Source organism: Azospirillum isscasi, from assembly GCF_030849505.1.
In the GTDB taxonomy this organism is placed as follows: Bacteria; Pseudomonadota; Alphaproteobacteria; order Azospirillales; family Azospirillaceae; genus Azospirillum; species Azospirillum isscasi.
In genome coordinates this window covers 1-14223 of sequence record NZ_JAUJFI010000048.1, presented here as the reverse complement: position 1 = coordinate 14223, position 14223 = coordinate 1, and the positions used below count along the sequence as shown (strand labels likewise).

General features: G+C 69.3%; 15 protein-coding genes. 9 read left to right on the top strand and 6 right to left on the bottom strand.

The annotated features are described in order from the left end of the window. Positions 1 to 73: 73 nt before the first annotated feature. Positions 74 to 1009, top strand: a complete 936-nt coding sequence (locus QSG27_RS12035; RefSeq protein WP_306706391.1) for a LysR substrate-binding domain-containing protein — start codon at positions 74 to 76, stop codon at positions 1007 to 1009. Here the strand turns inward: QSG27_RS12035 and QSG27_RS12030 are convergent. Then, positions 995 to 1819 carry a TrmH family RNA methyltransferase gene (locus QSG27_RS12030; RefSeq protein ID WP_306706389.1) on the bottom strand — a complete coding sequence of 275 codons (825 nt, stop codon included), beginning with the start codon at positions 1817 to 1819 and terminating at the stop codon, positions 995 to 997. The two genes, QSG27_RS12035 and QSG27_RS12030, sit on opposite strands and share 15 nt — an antisense overlap. 148 nt (positions 1820 to 1967) lie before the next feature. Between QSG27_RS12030 and QSG27_RS12025 the strand changes: the two genes are divergently transcribed. Next, a complete protein-coding gene (locus tag QSG27_RS12025; RefSeq protein ID WP_306706388.1) occupies positions 1968 to 2219 on the top strand; it encodes a DUF1127 domain-containing protein in 252 nt (83 codons plus the stop codon). 14 nt (positions 2220 to 2233) lie between these two features. Here QSG27_RS12025 and QSG27_RS12020 read toward each other — a convergent pair whose 3' ends face one another. Together QSG27_RS12020 and QSG27_RS12015 are read right to left on the bottom strand one after the other, a co-directional pair. Then, the gene (locus QSG27_RS12020; protein WP_306706387.1) at positions 2234 to 3400 is read right to left on the bottom strand and encodes a PQQ-dependent sugar dehydrogenase; all 1167 of its coding nucleotides are present in this window, start codon (positions 3398 to 3400) and stop codon (positions 2234 to 2236) included. A gap of 122 nt (positions 3401 to 3522) precedes the next feature. After that, positions 3523 to 4089, bottom strand: a complete 567-nt coding sequence (locus QSG27_RS12015; RefSeq protein ID WP_306706385.1) for a hypothetical protein — start codon at positions 4087 to 4089, stop codon at positions 3523 to 3525. 486 nt (positions 4090 to 4575) lie between these two features. Here QSG27_RS12015 and QSG27_RS12010 point away from each other — a divergent pair, with 486 nt between their 5' ends. From QSG27_RS12010 to QSG27_RS11985, 6 genes are all read left to right on the top strand, one after another. Further along, on the top strand, positions 4576 to 4983 hold the full coding sequence (locus tag QSG27_RS12010; RefSeq protein ID WP_306706382.1) for a glycine-rich domain-containing protein: 408 nt from the start codon (positions 4576 to 4578) through the stop codon (positions 4981 to 4983). 153 nt (positions 4984 to 5136) lie between these two features. Further along, positions 5137 to 6192: a helix-turn-helix transcriptional regulator gene (locus tag QSG27_RS12005; protein WP_306706379.1), complete on the top strand. Its 1056-nt coding sequence runs from the start codon at positions 5137 to 5139 to the stop codon at positions 6190 to 6192. A gap of 189 nt (positions 6193 to 6381) precedes the next feature. Then, the gene (locus QSG27_RS12000) at positions 6382 to 7947 is read left to right on the top strand and encodes an ABC transporter substrate-binding protein (protein WP_306706377.1); all 1566 of its coding nucleotides are present in this window, start codon (positions 6382 to 6384) and stop codon (positions 7945 to 7947) included. Then, positions 7944 to 8870, top strand: coding sequence for an ABC transporter permease (locus QSG27_RS11995; RefSeq protein WP_306706375.1), 927 nt, complete (start codon positions 7944 to 7946; stop codon positions 8868 to 8870). Before QSG27_RS12000 ends, QSG27_RS11995 begins: the two co-directional genes overlap by 4 nt. Next, entirely contained in the window at positions 8867 to 9712 is an 846-nt protein-coding gene (locus QSG27_RS11990; protein ID WP_306706373.1) for an ABC transporter permease, read from the top strand. Before QSG27_RS11995 ends, QSG27_RS11990 begins: the two co-directional genes overlap by 4 nt. 145 nt (positions 9713 to 9857) lie before the next feature. Then, complete coding sequence (locus tag QSG27_RS11985) at positions 9858 to 10583, top strand: GntR family transcriptional regulator (RefSeq protein ID WP_306706371.1); 726 nt, start codon at positions 9858 to 9860, stop codon at positions 10581 to 10583. Positions 10584 to 10596: 13 nt separating this feature from the next. On the opposite strand, the gene QSG27_RS11980 is transcribed toward QSG27_RS11985, so the two are convergent. The 3 genes from QSG27_RS11980 to QSG27_RS11970 are packed head-to-tail and all read right to left on the bottom strand — an operon-like array spanning position 10597 to position 12448. Then, on the bottom strand, positions 10597 to 10935 hold the full coding sequence (locus tag QSG27_RS11980; protein ID WP_306706370.1) for a winged helix-turn-helix domain-containing protein: 339 nt from the start codon (positions 10933 to 10935) through the stop codon (positions 10597 to 10599). Positions 10936 to 10945: 10 nt separating this feature from the next. Next, entirely contained in the window at positions 10946 to 11353 is a 408-nt protein-coding gene (locus tag QSG27_RS11975) for a hypothetical protein (RefSeq protein WP_306706368.1), read from the bottom strand. Positions 11354 to 11398: 45 nt separating this feature from the next. Further along, a complete protein-coding gene (locus QSG27_RS11970; RefSeq protein WP_306706366.1) occupies positions 11399 to 12448 on the bottom strand; it encodes a hypothetical protein in 1050 nt (349 codons plus the stop codon). Between the two features lie 582 nt (positions 12449 to 13030). Between QSG27_RS11970 and QSG27_RS11965 the strand changes: the two genes are divergently transcribed. Next, on the top strand, positions 13031 to 14017 hold the full coding sequence (locus tag QSG27_RS11965) for a TRAP transporter substrate-binding protein (RefSeq protein WP_306706365.1): 987 nt from the start codon (positions 13031 to 13033) through the stop codon (positions 14015 to 14017). The last annotated feature ends 206 nt before the right edge of the window (positions 14018 to 14223 follow it).

Genomic DNA, 14223 nt, shown 5'->3' with positions numbered 1-14223 from the left:
TGCCCCCTGGTTATCCCGCCGATCCATCGATATATCCAAGACATCGTTTCAAATGCTTCCATAGGCTGCACCTATGAATATAACCGGACTGTCCCTTCGCGACCTGGAGTATGTGGTCGCCGTGGCCGAGCAGCGGCATTTCGGCAAGGCGGCGGAGCGCTGTGCCGTCAGCCAGCCGTCGCTGAGCGCCCAGGTCCGCAAGCTGGAGGATCTTCTCGGCATCACCCTGTTCGAGCGGACCAGCCGCCGCGTGCTGCCGACTCCGCAGGGGGAGGTGGTGATCCGGCAGGCCCGCGTCGTTCTGGAGGAGGCGCGCCGCCTGCTGGCGCTCGCCCGCGGGACGGAGGGGACGCTGCACGGCCATCTTTCCGTCGCGGCGATCCAGACGCTGGGGCCGTACCTGTTCCCCCACATCCTGCCCGCGATGCGCCGGCACCTGCCGGACGTCCAGCTCGTGCTGTCCGAAGGCCGCACCGACGGCCTGCTGGAGGAGCTGCGCGAAGGGCGGCTGGACGCCGTCCTGCTGGCCCTGCCCGTCGATGGCGAGGGGCTGACCTGCGACGCCCTGTTCTTCGAGCCCTTCGTGCTGGCCCACCCCGCCGGCCACCGGCTGGAAACCCTGCCGTCCATCGCGCTGGCCGACCTCGACCCCGGCGAGCTGGTGCTGCTGGAGGAGGGGCACTGCCTGCGCGATCAGGCGCTGGCCGCCTGCGGCGCCGCCACCCGCGGCATGCGCCACGCCACCGGGCTGGAGACCCTGCGCCACATGGTCGCCAGCGGCACGGGCTACACGCTGATGCCGCGGCTCGCCACCGGGGAGGGGGAGGCGGCGACGGTCGGCGGGCTGGTCGCCTACCGCGATTTTCAGGGCGATCCGCCGGGCCGCGTCGTCGGGCTGGTCTGGCGGGCCAGCGACCCGCGCGCCGCCGGCTTCCGCGCCTTGGCGCAGAGCCTGCGCGACGCCACCCCGCCCGGCCTGCGCCGGATCGACGGTTCAACCGGTCCCTGACTCCGGTTCCGCCATGAAGGCGAGGTGGTGCAGGACGATCCCGCTGGTGGTGGCGACGTTCAGGGAATCGAAGTCCGGCGCCATGGGAATGCGCACCGTCCGCGTCCGCGCCAGGACGGAGGCCGGCAGCCCCGGTCCCTCCGACCCCAGCAGAAGCGCCGCGCGCTCCGGACGGCGCAGCCCCGCGAGCGTCACCGCCCCCGCCGGGCTCAGCGAGATCGCACGGATGCCGTGCCGTTCCAGCAGGGCGACCGGATCGGTTCCCGCCGGAATCCGGACGAAGGGCACCCGCAGCGCCGCCCCGACCGAGACGCGGATCGCCTTGCGGTAGAGCGGGTCGCAGCAGCCGGAATCGAGCAGCACCGCGTCCACCCCGAAGGCCGCCGCGTTGCGGAAGATGCCGCCCACATTGTCGTGGTTGCCGATCCCGCAGAGCACCAGCACGGTCGCCCGCGGCCCCAGCCCGGCCAGCAGCGCGTCCGGCTCCGGCATCGGCGCCGCCCGCCCGAGCCCGAGGATGCCCCGGTGCAGCGGGAATCCGGCGATGGCGTCCAGCACCTCCTGCCGGGCGCTGTAGACCGGCACCGTGGCGGGCAGCGCCTCCAGCGTCGGCGCCAGCGCCACGATCCGCTTGTCCGCGATCAGCAGCGACAGGGTTTCATGGCGCGAGGCGGTCAGCAGGGTCCGCAGCACCACCGCCCCTTCGGCGATGAACCGGCCCTCCCGGCCCACGAGGTCGCGCTCCTTCACGTCGCGGTAGGCCGCGATCCGCGGGTCGTCCGGTTCGTCGATGGGAATGATCGAAGGCATGGGCGCCTGTGTAGCCTCCCCGGCGCTCCGCCGGAAGGCCGGAAAGCGCAGGGCCGGTGTGAAGGGCGCCACTTCCCCATCGGCCAAAGCCCGTTAGACAGGGCCGGCAACGCGGGGCGGCAGTCCCCGCCCGAACGGAGGAAACACCATGCCCCACCTGCCCGCCGTCCGTGCCTTCGGTGCGACCCTGCCGAAGTCGCTCGCCGATGCCCTGTTGGGCACCCTGCTGGGAGTCTGCCGCCGCCTGAAGGGGCGCCGGGCCCGGCGCTGGGCCGCGGGCGCCCCCGACCGGCTCGACGATCGCCTGCTGAGGGACATCGGCGTCAGCCGCAGCGACCTGATGGCCGCCGAACGCCTGGGACATCCCCGGCGCAACGCCGAGCGCGACGGGAACCGCTGAACAGGCCCTTGCCCTTACGGCTTGCCCGCCGGGGCCACCCGCAGGATCTCGCCCCGGTTCTCGTCGGTCAGCAGATAGAGCGCGCCGTCGGGACCCTGGCTGACCTGCCGGATGCGCTTGCCCAGATCGCCGAACATGCGCTCCTCGCGCTTGACCGCCGTCCCGTCGAGTTCGAGCCGGACCACCTCCTTGGTGGCCAGCCCGCCGTTGAACAGGCTGCCCTTCCAACCGGGAACCGCATCCCCCGTGTAGAAGGTCATGCCGGAGGAGCCGATGACCGGGGTCCAATGGTAGACCGGCTCCTCCATGCCGGGCGCGCTCGACTTGCCCGTCCCGACCGGCGTCCCGTTGTAGTTCACGCCGTAGGACACCACCGGCCAGCCGTAATTCCTGCCCGGCTCCGGCACGTTGACCTCGTCGCCGCCGCGGGGGCCGTGCTCGTTGATCCACAAGGCGCCGGTCTGCGGGTTCAGCGCGGCGCCCTGGATGTTGCGATGGCCGTAGGACCAGATTTCCGGCAGCGCGCCGGGCCGGTTCACGAAGGGGTTGTCGGCGGGCACCGAGCCGTCCCGGTTGATCCGCACCACCTTGCCCAGATGCGAGTCGAGATCCTGGGCCTGCGTCCGGAAGCGGTCCAGGGAGCGTTCGCCCAGCGTCACGTACAGGTGGCCCTGCCGGTCGAAGACCAGCCGCGACCCGTAATGCATCCGGCTTTCCACCTTCGGCTTCTGCGAGAAGATCACCCGGACATCGGTCAGGGCGGTGCCGTCGGCGTTCAGCGCGCCACGCGCCACGGCGGTGGAGTTGGTGCCGCTGTCCGGTCCGGGTTCGGAAAAGCTGAGATAGACGAAGCGGTTCTGCGCGAAATCCGGGTCCAGGGCCACGTCGAGCAGGCCGCCCTGCCCGCGGTCGTCGACCTGCGGCACCCCCTTCACCGGGGCGGAGACGCTGCCGTCCTGCGCCAAGATGCGCAGCCGGCCGTCCTTTTCCGTCACCAGCATCCGCCCATCGGGCAGAAAGGCCAGCCCCCAGGGGTGGCTGAGGCCGCTGGCGACGGTCTTCACCGAAACCATCGCCTTTTCGGTTTTGAACACCTTGTCGACGGCGCCCGCGTCCGTGACGCTCAGGCAAGCCGCAAGAGCGGTGGCAGACATCAGGGCGGCGGTTCGGCCCATGCGCATTCCTCGTCCTCCCACGTCATCGCTGTCGATGGGTAGGTGGGGGCGTCCACCCCAATTCCAATCCCCTCCCCTGCTCTGCCCCCTGTCCTGCGAAGCGCAATTCCGCCGTGGCTTCGCCGTCCTCAGCCGTTCCAGGCCCCCTGGGCCGACGACGCCCGCAGGGCCATGCCCATCCCGTGCAGCCGCGCCCGGCGCTTGTCCACCGGCAGGGCCGCCAGCCCGAGCAGCACCGCCGTTGCGGAATCGACGCCGCCCGGCGGCCCGGACGTTTCGGCTCCGAGCGCCTCCGCAAGGACGTCCGACCGCCCCGCGTCCGGGCTTTCCGCGGCGGACAGCAGGCGCTCCGCGGCGGCGGAGCGGGCCGGCAGGGTCCCGCACCGTCCCGCCCTTTTGAAAAGAGCCTTCACCCGCTGCCGGTCGCCGCGGTCCTGGAAATGGCCGTGCCGCTGCATCAGCCGCACCGCCTCCACCATGTAATCGGCGAAGCACCGCACGTCCCGCGCCACACGATGCGGGGATTGCTCCCGCGCCGCCGCCACCGCGTGCCGAAGCCAGCCGCTGGCCCACGGGGCCGTGGCGACCGCCTCCACCTCCAGGGACGGGCGCGGATCGCCGGGAAAGACATCGGCCAGGAGCAGCGCGTCCTCGGCCCCGTCGAGCGCCGGGCGCTGCAAAGCCTCGGCAAGCAATCGGTTGAGCCATGGCGAAGAAAAAGGATTTGCCCGCTGCCCCTGCATCCGGAACTCCATGACGATGACACAGCTCTGCAACCAAACGCAGAATATACCAACTATTCCGTGGAATGCAATCAAAACAGCCCAATCAAGTGAAATGCTTCATAAGAATTTGCCATGATTACAATGCTGGCGCCTACATAAGTATGCTATTACTGATAATCATGCCTGACCAGATTCATTATAAATACGCGATATCCGCTTGAGCAGTTGCACAGCCGTCACTATGATACACTCGGGTATGCAGGAGGGGTGCATGACGGGCCTGTTGCAGGGGTTTACGTCGCGCTGCACCCGCAAATGCAGCCTCGGCGGCTTGCCCATGGCGGCAGCCGGACCATGCCGACCGCCGTTTGCCGCAGGGCACGGGCCCGCGTCTTCAGGCGGGGATCTTCGAGAACCGACGTGAACTTCATCCCTTTTTGAAAAGGATCATCGGAAATGAGCAACAACAGCGAACCCGTCTCGACCGTGCAGCCGGCGACTCTCGACCTCTCCTTCATCGACGACCGGCTCAAGCTGGCCGGCTACACGCCGGATCAGGCCGCGGAGTCGGTCGAGGCCTACCGCCAGTTCCTGGTCGTGGTGGCGGCGAAGCCGAACCTGATCCTGGTGCCGACGAAGGCGGCGGATGCGGCGTGGCACGAGCACATCCTGTTCATGGACCGCTACGAGGCGGACATGATGCGGCTTGTCGGCGGCCGGGTCCTCCATCATCCGGACGCCCCCGACGCCGCGACCTGGCAGAAGGCCGCCGCCAACACCCAGGACGCCTTCCGGGCGACGCTCGGCGTGGAGATTCCGACGGAAGAACTCGCCCCCTGCTATCTCACGGTCAAGGCGGCCTGACCGGCATACGATCGTATCGTCCATTCCATAAAGCGATCTTTCTGTTGCTAAAATCCATGGAATGATAGGTACTTTCAAAGTGCCCCTTGATCGTGGCTCCGGCTGCGTTCAAGGGGCGGTCCGGCAACCTGGCAGCGCGAAAGGGAGGGATCGATGTCCGACTTGTTCCAAGATCTTTCCAGCCGCGCCAGAGATTTGAACGCAGCGCTGACCGTCTTCGACAAGACCGACACGCTGCTGACGACCAACGAAAAGCAAAGGACGCTCTATCCTTTCATCGATTTCTCGCGCACCGTCACGTTCAGGGACATCGTGTGGGAATGCGTGAAGCATAAGAAATTCCGGTTGGATGCCATTTATTCCAACCCTGACCGATGGATCAGCTATGCCGAAGATGCCCGCCGGTTCCACCGGTTCTGGCAGTCCTTCACGCTCCATTCGGATGGCCGGGTCATTCAGATCACTTACGAGAAGCTGAGCGACACGGACGGCTGGTGGTACCAGATGCGGCGCGACGTCACCGGCAGCGTCCAGGACGGTTTCCGGTGCGACTTCGACAGCCTGATTTCCCTGAACAGCAACGGCGCGCTGACGCCGCCGAACAGGCCGGCTTTCGTCGTGCGGCTTCTTGACGCGCTGCCCTACCCGGCGGCGTTGCTGACACCGCGCTGTCAGGTCATCGACGGGAATGACGCCTTCATCTCCATCATGTCGCGCGGAGACGGGCCCGCCGTGGTCGGCGGACGGCTGTGCATCCCGGACGCGCCCACCGAACAGGCGGAACTGGCCAAACGGGCTGCCGGCTTCTTCCGCCGCCGCGTCCGCACGCCGATCACGTTGCGCGTGTCGCGCCTGGACCAGCCGACCCCCTACTTCGCCACCCTGTCGGAGCCGCCGGCCCGGAACGCCGGGAACGACGGACCGATGAACGGCATCCTTCTGCTGACCCTCGTCGATCCGGACGTGCTGCCCACCGTGTCGCCGCGCACCGTTGCCGAACTGCTCCAGATCACCGGTTCGGAGGCCGAAATCGCACTGGCCCTGTGCTCCGGACGGAGCGTGGACGAGATCGCCGAAGACCGCGGGGTGGAGCGGCGCACCGTCTACAACCAGGTCTCGTCCATCCTGGGCAAGACGGGGCTGCGCAACCAGGCGGGCATCGTGCGTCAGGTGACGATGCTCTGCTGGCATTTCGGGTCGCGCCTCTGATCGAATCCGGGTATGGTGCCTGCCGCATCACCGCTGATCGCGTGAATATCTGGATATGGACGCACGCTTGTGCATACATATGGCGGAGGTCCGGCGCAGCCCCGGCTCCGCCCTGGCCTGAGGCCTTGAAGGAGTCCGGCGCGCTTGGGTTTCCCGCCACTCCGCCAACGCCCTGCAACGTCCCGCACCATGCCTCTGCCCGCGTTCCTCCGCCTGATTCTGATCGTTCTGGCCATCGGTGCCGGGGTTTCCGGCGCCGCCTGTCCGGCAACGGCGGGAACCTTGCGGACCAGCCTGTCCGACGATCTGACGACCGTCGACCCGTTCGTCTTTCCCGGCTTGGTCACCGCGGGGGTGCTGCGGCAGGTCTATGAGGGCTTCACCGCGATCGACGCCGCCGGCAACGCCGTTCCGGCGCTGGCCACCGGCTGGGAAACCCCGGACGGCGGACGCACCTGGCGCTTCACCCTGCGCCCGGGCGTGCGTTTCCATTCGGGGCGGGAGTTCACCGCCGCCGACGTCCTGTGGACCTGGGAACGCCACCTGACGCACAAGCCCCAGCCCGGCTACAGCGCCTTCTACCTGCGCGGGATCGAGGGAGCCGCGGCGTTGCAGCAGGGGACCGCCGCATCGCTGTCCGGCGTGACCATCCCCGATCCCCACACGCTCGTCGTGCGGCTGAGCGAACCCGACGCGCTCTTCCCGCTCTACCCGTTCCTGTTCGTCGACCGCGGGATGGAGGCCGAGTTCGGACCGGCGTGGCATGAGCAGGCGTCCGGCGGCACCGGGCCGTTCCGCTTCCTGTCCTGGCGCCGGGGCGAGTCGGTGCGCCTGGAGGCCAACACCGGCTATTGGGACGGCGCCCCCGCCGTGGACGGGGTGTCCCTGGCGGTGCTGCCCGACGCCAACACGCTGATGGCGCGCTACGACGCCGGGGACCTCGACGTCGCGCCGCTTCCCGAGAACGCCGTGCGCACGGCGGTGCGCCAGACGCGCTACGACGGGCAGATCCTGGCGTTCGCGCGGGCGCAGGTGCGCTATCTCGCGCTGAACCAGGACCTGTATCCGCCCTTCCGCGACCGGCGGGTGCGTCAGGCGCTGCACTACGCGCTCGACCGGGTGGCCACCGTCAACGGCCTGCACGCCGGGAGGGCGCTGCTGACGAACGGCTTCGTCACGCCCGGTCTGGGCGGCTATCGGCCCGACACGGTGGCGCTGACATCGGCCGATCCGAACCGGGCGAAGGCCCTTCTGGCGGAGGCCGGCTACCCCGGCGGGCGCGGCCTGCCGCCGCTCCAGATCGCCGGCAGCCTCAACGTTCGGGAGGAAGCCACCTACTTCGCGGCCCAGCTCGGCGCCGCGCTGGGGATACCGGTCGGCGTGCGGATTCAGGAGCGTGCCGCCTTCGTGGCGGCGATCAACGAGGGGCGCGAGGCGCTGTTCATCAACGGCTGGACGGCGGATTTCCCCGACCCCATGGACCAGCTCGCCACCCAATGGCACAGCGCCAGCCCGACCAACCGCAGCCGCTGGCACGACCCGGATTTCGACCGGCTGATGGAGCGGGCGCGCGGGCTCGCCGATCCCGCCGCCCGCAACGCGCTCTACCAGGAGGCCGAAAGCCTGCTGCGGGACGAGGCCGTGGCCGTACCGCTGCCGGTGCCGCAATTCGTGGCGCTGGTGCGGCCGGGCGTGACCGGGCTGGTCATCCGGCCCGACGGCACGCCGGACTACCGGTCCGCCCGGCTGCCATGAGGGGGCGCCCGCTCCCCTGGCGTCTTTTCCCCTGGCGGTCGGCGCGGCGCCTGCCCGGGCTGCTTCTTCTGGCCGGAGCCGCGGTGCTGGCGAGCTTCCTGGCGTCCCGCGCGCTTCCGGGCGATCCGGTCATGCTGATGGTGGACGGTCGGGCCGCTGACCCCGAGATGGTCCGCCGGCTGCGTGAGAGCGCCGGGCTGGACCAGCCGCTGGCGGCCCAGTTCCTGTCCTACGTCCTGGCCTTGCTGCGGGGCGACCTCGGCCATTCGCTGCGCTACGGCGGCGTGCCGGTGACGGAGCTGCTGGGCGAAGCCCTGCCGGTGACGCTGGGACTGCTGGCGGGTGCGGCCGCGCTGGCCCTGCCCTTCGGGCTCGCCCTGGGCCTTGCCGCCGCCGACGCCCGTCGGGCATGGCCGGGCACGGCCCTCACCGTCGGGTCGGTGCTGGCCTTGTCCATGCCGCCGCTGGCGCTGGCGACCTGGCTGATGCTGGCGGGGTCCGGCACGACGCCATGGGCCGTCGCCGCGCTGGCCCTGCCGGCGGCGGCGTTGATCGCCCGCCTCACCCGGACCCAGGTGATGGACGTGCTGGGCCGCGATTTCATCCGCACCGCCCAGGCCAAGGGGCTAGGGCGGGCCGCCGTTCTGCTGCGCCACGCCCTGCCGAACGCGCTGGTGCCGCTGACGGCGGCGGTCGGGTCGGTGGCCGGAACGATCCTCACCACCACGGCGGCGGTGGAAACCGTCTTCGCCCTGCCGGGGATCGGGCGCCTGACCGTCCAGGCGGTGCTGGCCCGCGACCACCCGGTGGCCGGCGCCGCCGTTCTCGTCTTCGTCCTGGCGCAGGTCGCCGTCAGCCTGACCGCCGAACTGCTGATCGGCCTCGCCGACCCGCGGCTGCGCGACGGTGAGACGCCGCCATGACCGCGGTGCGCTCCCTCGCCGGGCGCGCCGGCCTGCTGCTCGCGGCGGCGCTGGCCGTTCCGCTGGCCCTGGCCGCCTTTCTGCATCCGCTCGATCCGGCGGCCATGGATCTCGGGCGCGCCTGGACCGGGCCGCCCGCCGACCACCCGCTGGGGTGCGACGGGCTGGGCCGCGACGTCGCCGCCCGGCTGATCGCCGGGATGGGAACCTCCTTCGCCATCGCCGGGCTGGCGCTCGGCCTCGCGGTGGGTCTCGGCTTCGCACTGGGCGGGGCGGCGGGCTGGATCGGCGGGCGAACGGACGCCGCGGTCCTGCGGCTGGCCGACCTGCTGCACGGTTTTCCCGAACTGTCGCTCGCCATCGTCGCGTCGGCGCTTCTGGGGCCGGGCACGGAGGCCGTGGTGCTGACGCTCGCCCTGGCAGCGTGGCCGTCGCAGGTCCGCTGGTGCCGGGCGCTGGCCCTGTCGAACCGGACCGCCGAGCATGTGGTGGCCGCCACCGCCCTCGGCGCGGGACCGATGCACGCGGTCCGCCATCACCTCCTGCCGGCGGTCGCCGGCCCCGTCGCCATCCGCGCCGCCCTGTCCATCGGACCCGTCATGGTGGCGGAGGCGACGCTGAGCGGCCTGGGTCTGGGCATCCAGGAGCCGGCGGTGTCGCTGGGCACCCTGATCCGCGACGGTCTGGCCGACCTGCGCAGCGCCCCGCACCTGATCGCCGCGACGACCGTCACCGTCGCCGCCGTCGCGCTTTCCATCAACCTGCTGGCCGAGGGCCTGCGCGACGGCCTGGACCCGCGGGGCACGCCGTTCCGCTGGCCGCGGCTCTTCCGGCGGTCCTGACCGTCCGGATGCGACACTTTGCCTGGAATGTCCCGCATTTTGCCCCTGAGCGACCGGCGCAAATACTAATATTTTAGATGGAACGAATCCCTCGGGGCGCCGGCCCGAAACGCCTGTGCGGCCCGCTCGTACGACGAGGTGGCTCATGCCATCGGACATCTCTGCCGCCGCACCGCCGCGGCAGCGCCGGCCTGCGGCGGTCCGGCCCGCGCCGCGCTCCGCCTCCCCCATCTACCGCGATCTGCGGAACGACATCCTGTCGATGCGCCGAAGGCCGGGCGAGCCCATCGCGGAAGCCCGCATCGCCGAAACCTACGGAGTCAGCCGCACTCCGGTGCACGAGGCCGTCCTGCGGCTGGCCGACGAAGGGCTGATCGACGTCTTCCCGCAGTCGGGCACCTACGTCTCCCTGATCCCGATCGCCGCCCTGCCCGAGGCCGGGGTGATCCGCAGGGCGCTGGAGGAAGCCACCGTGCGCATGGCCGCCACCCGCGCCACCGCCAGCCACATCGCGCGGCTGCGCGCGGCGCTGGAGGCGCAGCGCGAACTGTGCGCCGCCTGCGACCGCGACGGCTTCCACGAGGCCGACGAGCGCTTCCACGCCCTGCTGGCCGAGGTGGCGGGCTTCCCCGGCTTCTGGGCGCTGGTGCAGCAGGTGAAGGTGCAGGTGGACCGCTGCCGCCGCCTGACGCTGCCCGTCCCCGGCCAGATGGCCAAGGTCATCGCCGAGCACGAGGCCATCGTGGAGGCCGTCGCCGCCCACGACCGGGAGGCGAGCGTCCTGGCGCTCGGCGCCCACCTCGACGGGCTGCGGCTGACCATCGACGATCTGCGCGCCGCCGCGCCGCTCTATTTCACCGAAGCCGCCTGAAAACCGTTCCTCATTATTGGGTGCGCGGCTTCAGCAAGGGCATTCCCGTTGCCGAAGCCGCGGCCCTGTCCATTGGCAGCAAGCGCTGCAAGGCGGCGATGTAGCCGTGCAGCGCCTCGCGGCCGAGAGGGGTGAGGGCGTAGCTGGATTGTGGCCGGCCCTCACCCCCGGTGTCCTTGCGGACCGACACGTACCCCGCCGCAATCAGTTTCTTGAGGTGCGAATCAAGGTTGCCATCCGACACCTCCAGGCGCTGCTTCAGCTCGGTGAAGGTCGCCTCGCCGGCACCGGTCAGGAAGGCGGCGATCTGCGTTCGCAGCGGCTGGTGCAGCAATGGGTCGAGCGTATCCAAGGCCGTTCCGTCAGGGTTTGATATCGAAGCGCGCCGACATCGTGCCGGGCGCCTGGCTGTCCTTCTCACCGGGCAGCGTGATCATGAACTCGCCGCCGACCGCCTGATCCGCGGCCATCCAGCTCTTGCCGTCGAAGCTCAGCCAAGTCTTGTAGACATAGACGTCGCGGTTGGTGGCGACCTCCATCCGCGCCAAGCCCGGCTTGGCCAGCAGCGAGCCGGAGACCGATGCCACCACCGGCAGGGGCGCCCCGGCCGGATAGAGCAGCACGTACTCGCCGCCCGCCGACGATGCCTCACCATAGCGGACCACCGGGATTTTCGCCATCTCGTCGGCGCCCGGCGGGGGCATCAAACCCGCGCAACCGGCAAGCGTCGCCGTGGCGGCCAGCAGGGCCGCAGTCAGAATCCGGGTCATGTCTTTCTCCTGAGGGTTTATGGACAGAGAGAGGGAAAGGGCCGGTCAGCGCTGCGGATCGGCCATGGAATTGGCGTTCACCAGGGCACGGACCACCGGTCCAAGGTCCGGCGTGAGATCACCCTCCAGCTTGGGAACATGGAGCCAGAGGCCGGCCGTGCCGCGCATCCAGGGCTCGCCGTCGAAACGGGCGTCTCCGGTCGGCACGCCGTTCTCCAGCACCAGCTCCACCGGCTTGGAGAGGGTCAGAGGCAGGGTGGTCGCTGGACCGCTGCGAAAGATGTTGCCGTTCACGCGGATCTCCACCGGAACCGGCGTTCCCGCCGGCAGGGTGAGGATGCGGCGTCCCACGGCCCCCTCGCCTTTGCGGAAGGCGTTGTACGTCAGAGCCGGCGCCTCCGCCGGGGCGCCGAGGTCGCCGTGGTGCCGCAAGGCGAGCGGTACGCCCAGCACCGCCAGCATCCAGGCGGTGGATTGCGCCATGCGGTGCCAGGACGGCCGCGCCCGCCCGCGGTCGAGCATCAGCGCCAGAAGCGGCAGCCCCAACCCGAACACCGACGCCGCGATCAGCCGGATGATGCCGTAATCAAGCCGGTAAGCGAGGCTGGCGATGCCGGTGAGGATGACGAGCACGCCGATCCACTCCAGCAATTCCTCGGAAAACAGGCCGTGCACGTAGAGGCCGAGGCCGATCAGCACCACCCACGCCGCGCACACCATGTATCCGCCGCCGAAGAAGAAAGTGGCGAAGGTCATCAAGGTCCCCAGCGCCATCAGCAGCCACCAGACCTTGATCACCTGCCGGTGGATGAAGGACCACGCCTCGTCCCGGTGCCGCTTGACGCGCCGCGTGAGGTGCCAGTCCAGCACCGCCACCCCGCCCAGCGACAGGGTCAGCAGCAGCAGCCACGCCACGGCCTGCTGCGTCACGTCCGCGAACTGCGCCGGGGTGAGGATGTGGTCGCTGAGCAGGAGCAGCGCCGCTCCCGTCAGCCCCCAGAGGACCAGCGTGTGCCGCTCGATCCGCAGATTGCGGTGCCCGGCGGAGAGCATGGAACGGATGGCGTCGAGGCGCTGGGACGGGCTGTCGGACATGGGCTTTCCGCGGCGTTTCGCCGTCATCACTCTGCGATGCAGAGTTCCTATACTCTGAAATACAGAGTGTCAATGGCAAAGCCCACGCTTGGCTGCCTGCACCCCCTCCGAATCCGCCAATCTCCCGGCTTTCCCGAGGCGGCACCTTAATCCCCAACCGGCTTGCGACATTTTGGCGTCGCCGCTCCCGACGCTCTGTTTTGTGCTTGCCTCTTCATCTGATATATTAATATAACTAGCTCGACGGGATGCGGTGCGGACTGGAACAGCCGGCTCAAGCTCCCCTTTCTGACAACAAACGAACAGCCACGCGGAAGAACGCCGCGGGCTCTTCGAATAGAGGACAAGGATCGCCACAGCGTCATCCCGTCGGCATGCGCCGATGGCGCCGGAATTTCTGCGTTAAATCCCTTTCGGGATTATTTTTTGCCTCCGCTTTCGCAGCGCTGTTATTCGATGCGCGCAGCAGAAGAGCCGAGGACATCCTCCGAATCCAGGATGCTTTTGTTTGTCCATTTTCGACGGGTCCGACGACCCGCCACCGCTCCAACAGGCAATTCTCCTAAGGCAGGAGTACCGTCCATGAAGAACACCTTCCGCCGCCTCGGCATGGCGCTGCTCGCCGCTTGCGCCGCGGGCGCCCTGCTCGCCGCTCCGGTGTCGGCCCGCGACTTCCGGTCCGCCGACATCCACCCCGGCGACTATCCGACCGTCGAGGCGGTCAAATACATGGGCAAGCTGCTGAGCGAGCGCACCAACGGCAAGCTCGGCGTGAAGGTCTACCCGAACGGCGCGCTGGGCAACGAGCGCGACACCATCGAGCAGATCAAGATCGGCGGGCTCGACATGATGCGCGTCAACGTGGCGCCGCTGAACAACGTGGTGCCGGAGACGATGGTCGTCGCCCTGCCCTTCATCTTCCGCAACACCGACCACATGCACGCCGTTCTGGACGGCCCGATCGGCGACGAGATCCTGGCCGCCATGGAAAGCCAGGGGCTGGTCGGTCTGGCCTTCTACGACAGCGGCTCGCGCTCGCTCTACACCAAGAAGCCGGTGTCGTCGCTGGCCGACCTGAAGGGCATGAAGATCCGCGTCCAGCAGTCGGACCTGTTCGTGTCGATGATCGAGGCGCTGGGCGCCAACCCGACGCCGATGCCGATGGGCGAGGTCTACACCGGCCTGAAGACCGGCATCATCGACGCGGCGGAGAACAACTACCCCTCCTACGAATCCTCGCGCCATTTCGAGGCGGCCAAATACTACACCCGCACCGAGCACGCCATGGCGCCGGAAGTGCTGGTCTTCTCCAAGGTTTCCTGGGACCGCCTGTCGAAGGACGACCAGGCCGCCATCCGCAAGGCCGCCAAGGACTCCGTCCCCTACATGCGCAAGCTGTGGGCGGAGCGTGAGGAGGCGTCCCGCGCCATCGTCGAAAAGGCCGGCTCGCAGATCGGCGACGTGGCGAACAAACAGGAGTTCGTCGATGCGATGAAGCCCGTGTTCGCCAAGTTCGCGAACACGCCGAGGCTGCAAGGCCTCGTCCAGCGCATCCAGGATACGAAGTAAGGCGCGCGGACGCGGCGCCGGCTTCCCCGGCCGGCGCCGCAGTTCCGCGGGAAGGACGGCATCATGAGCATCGAACTGGAATTGGAAGAGGCCCGCCCCCTCGCCGCCCCACGATTGTTGACGCGCATGAACGCGCGTCTGGCGCGGTCGGGGATGTGCGTGGCGATGGTCGGCCTGATGGCCATCGTGGCGGTGGTGTTCTATCA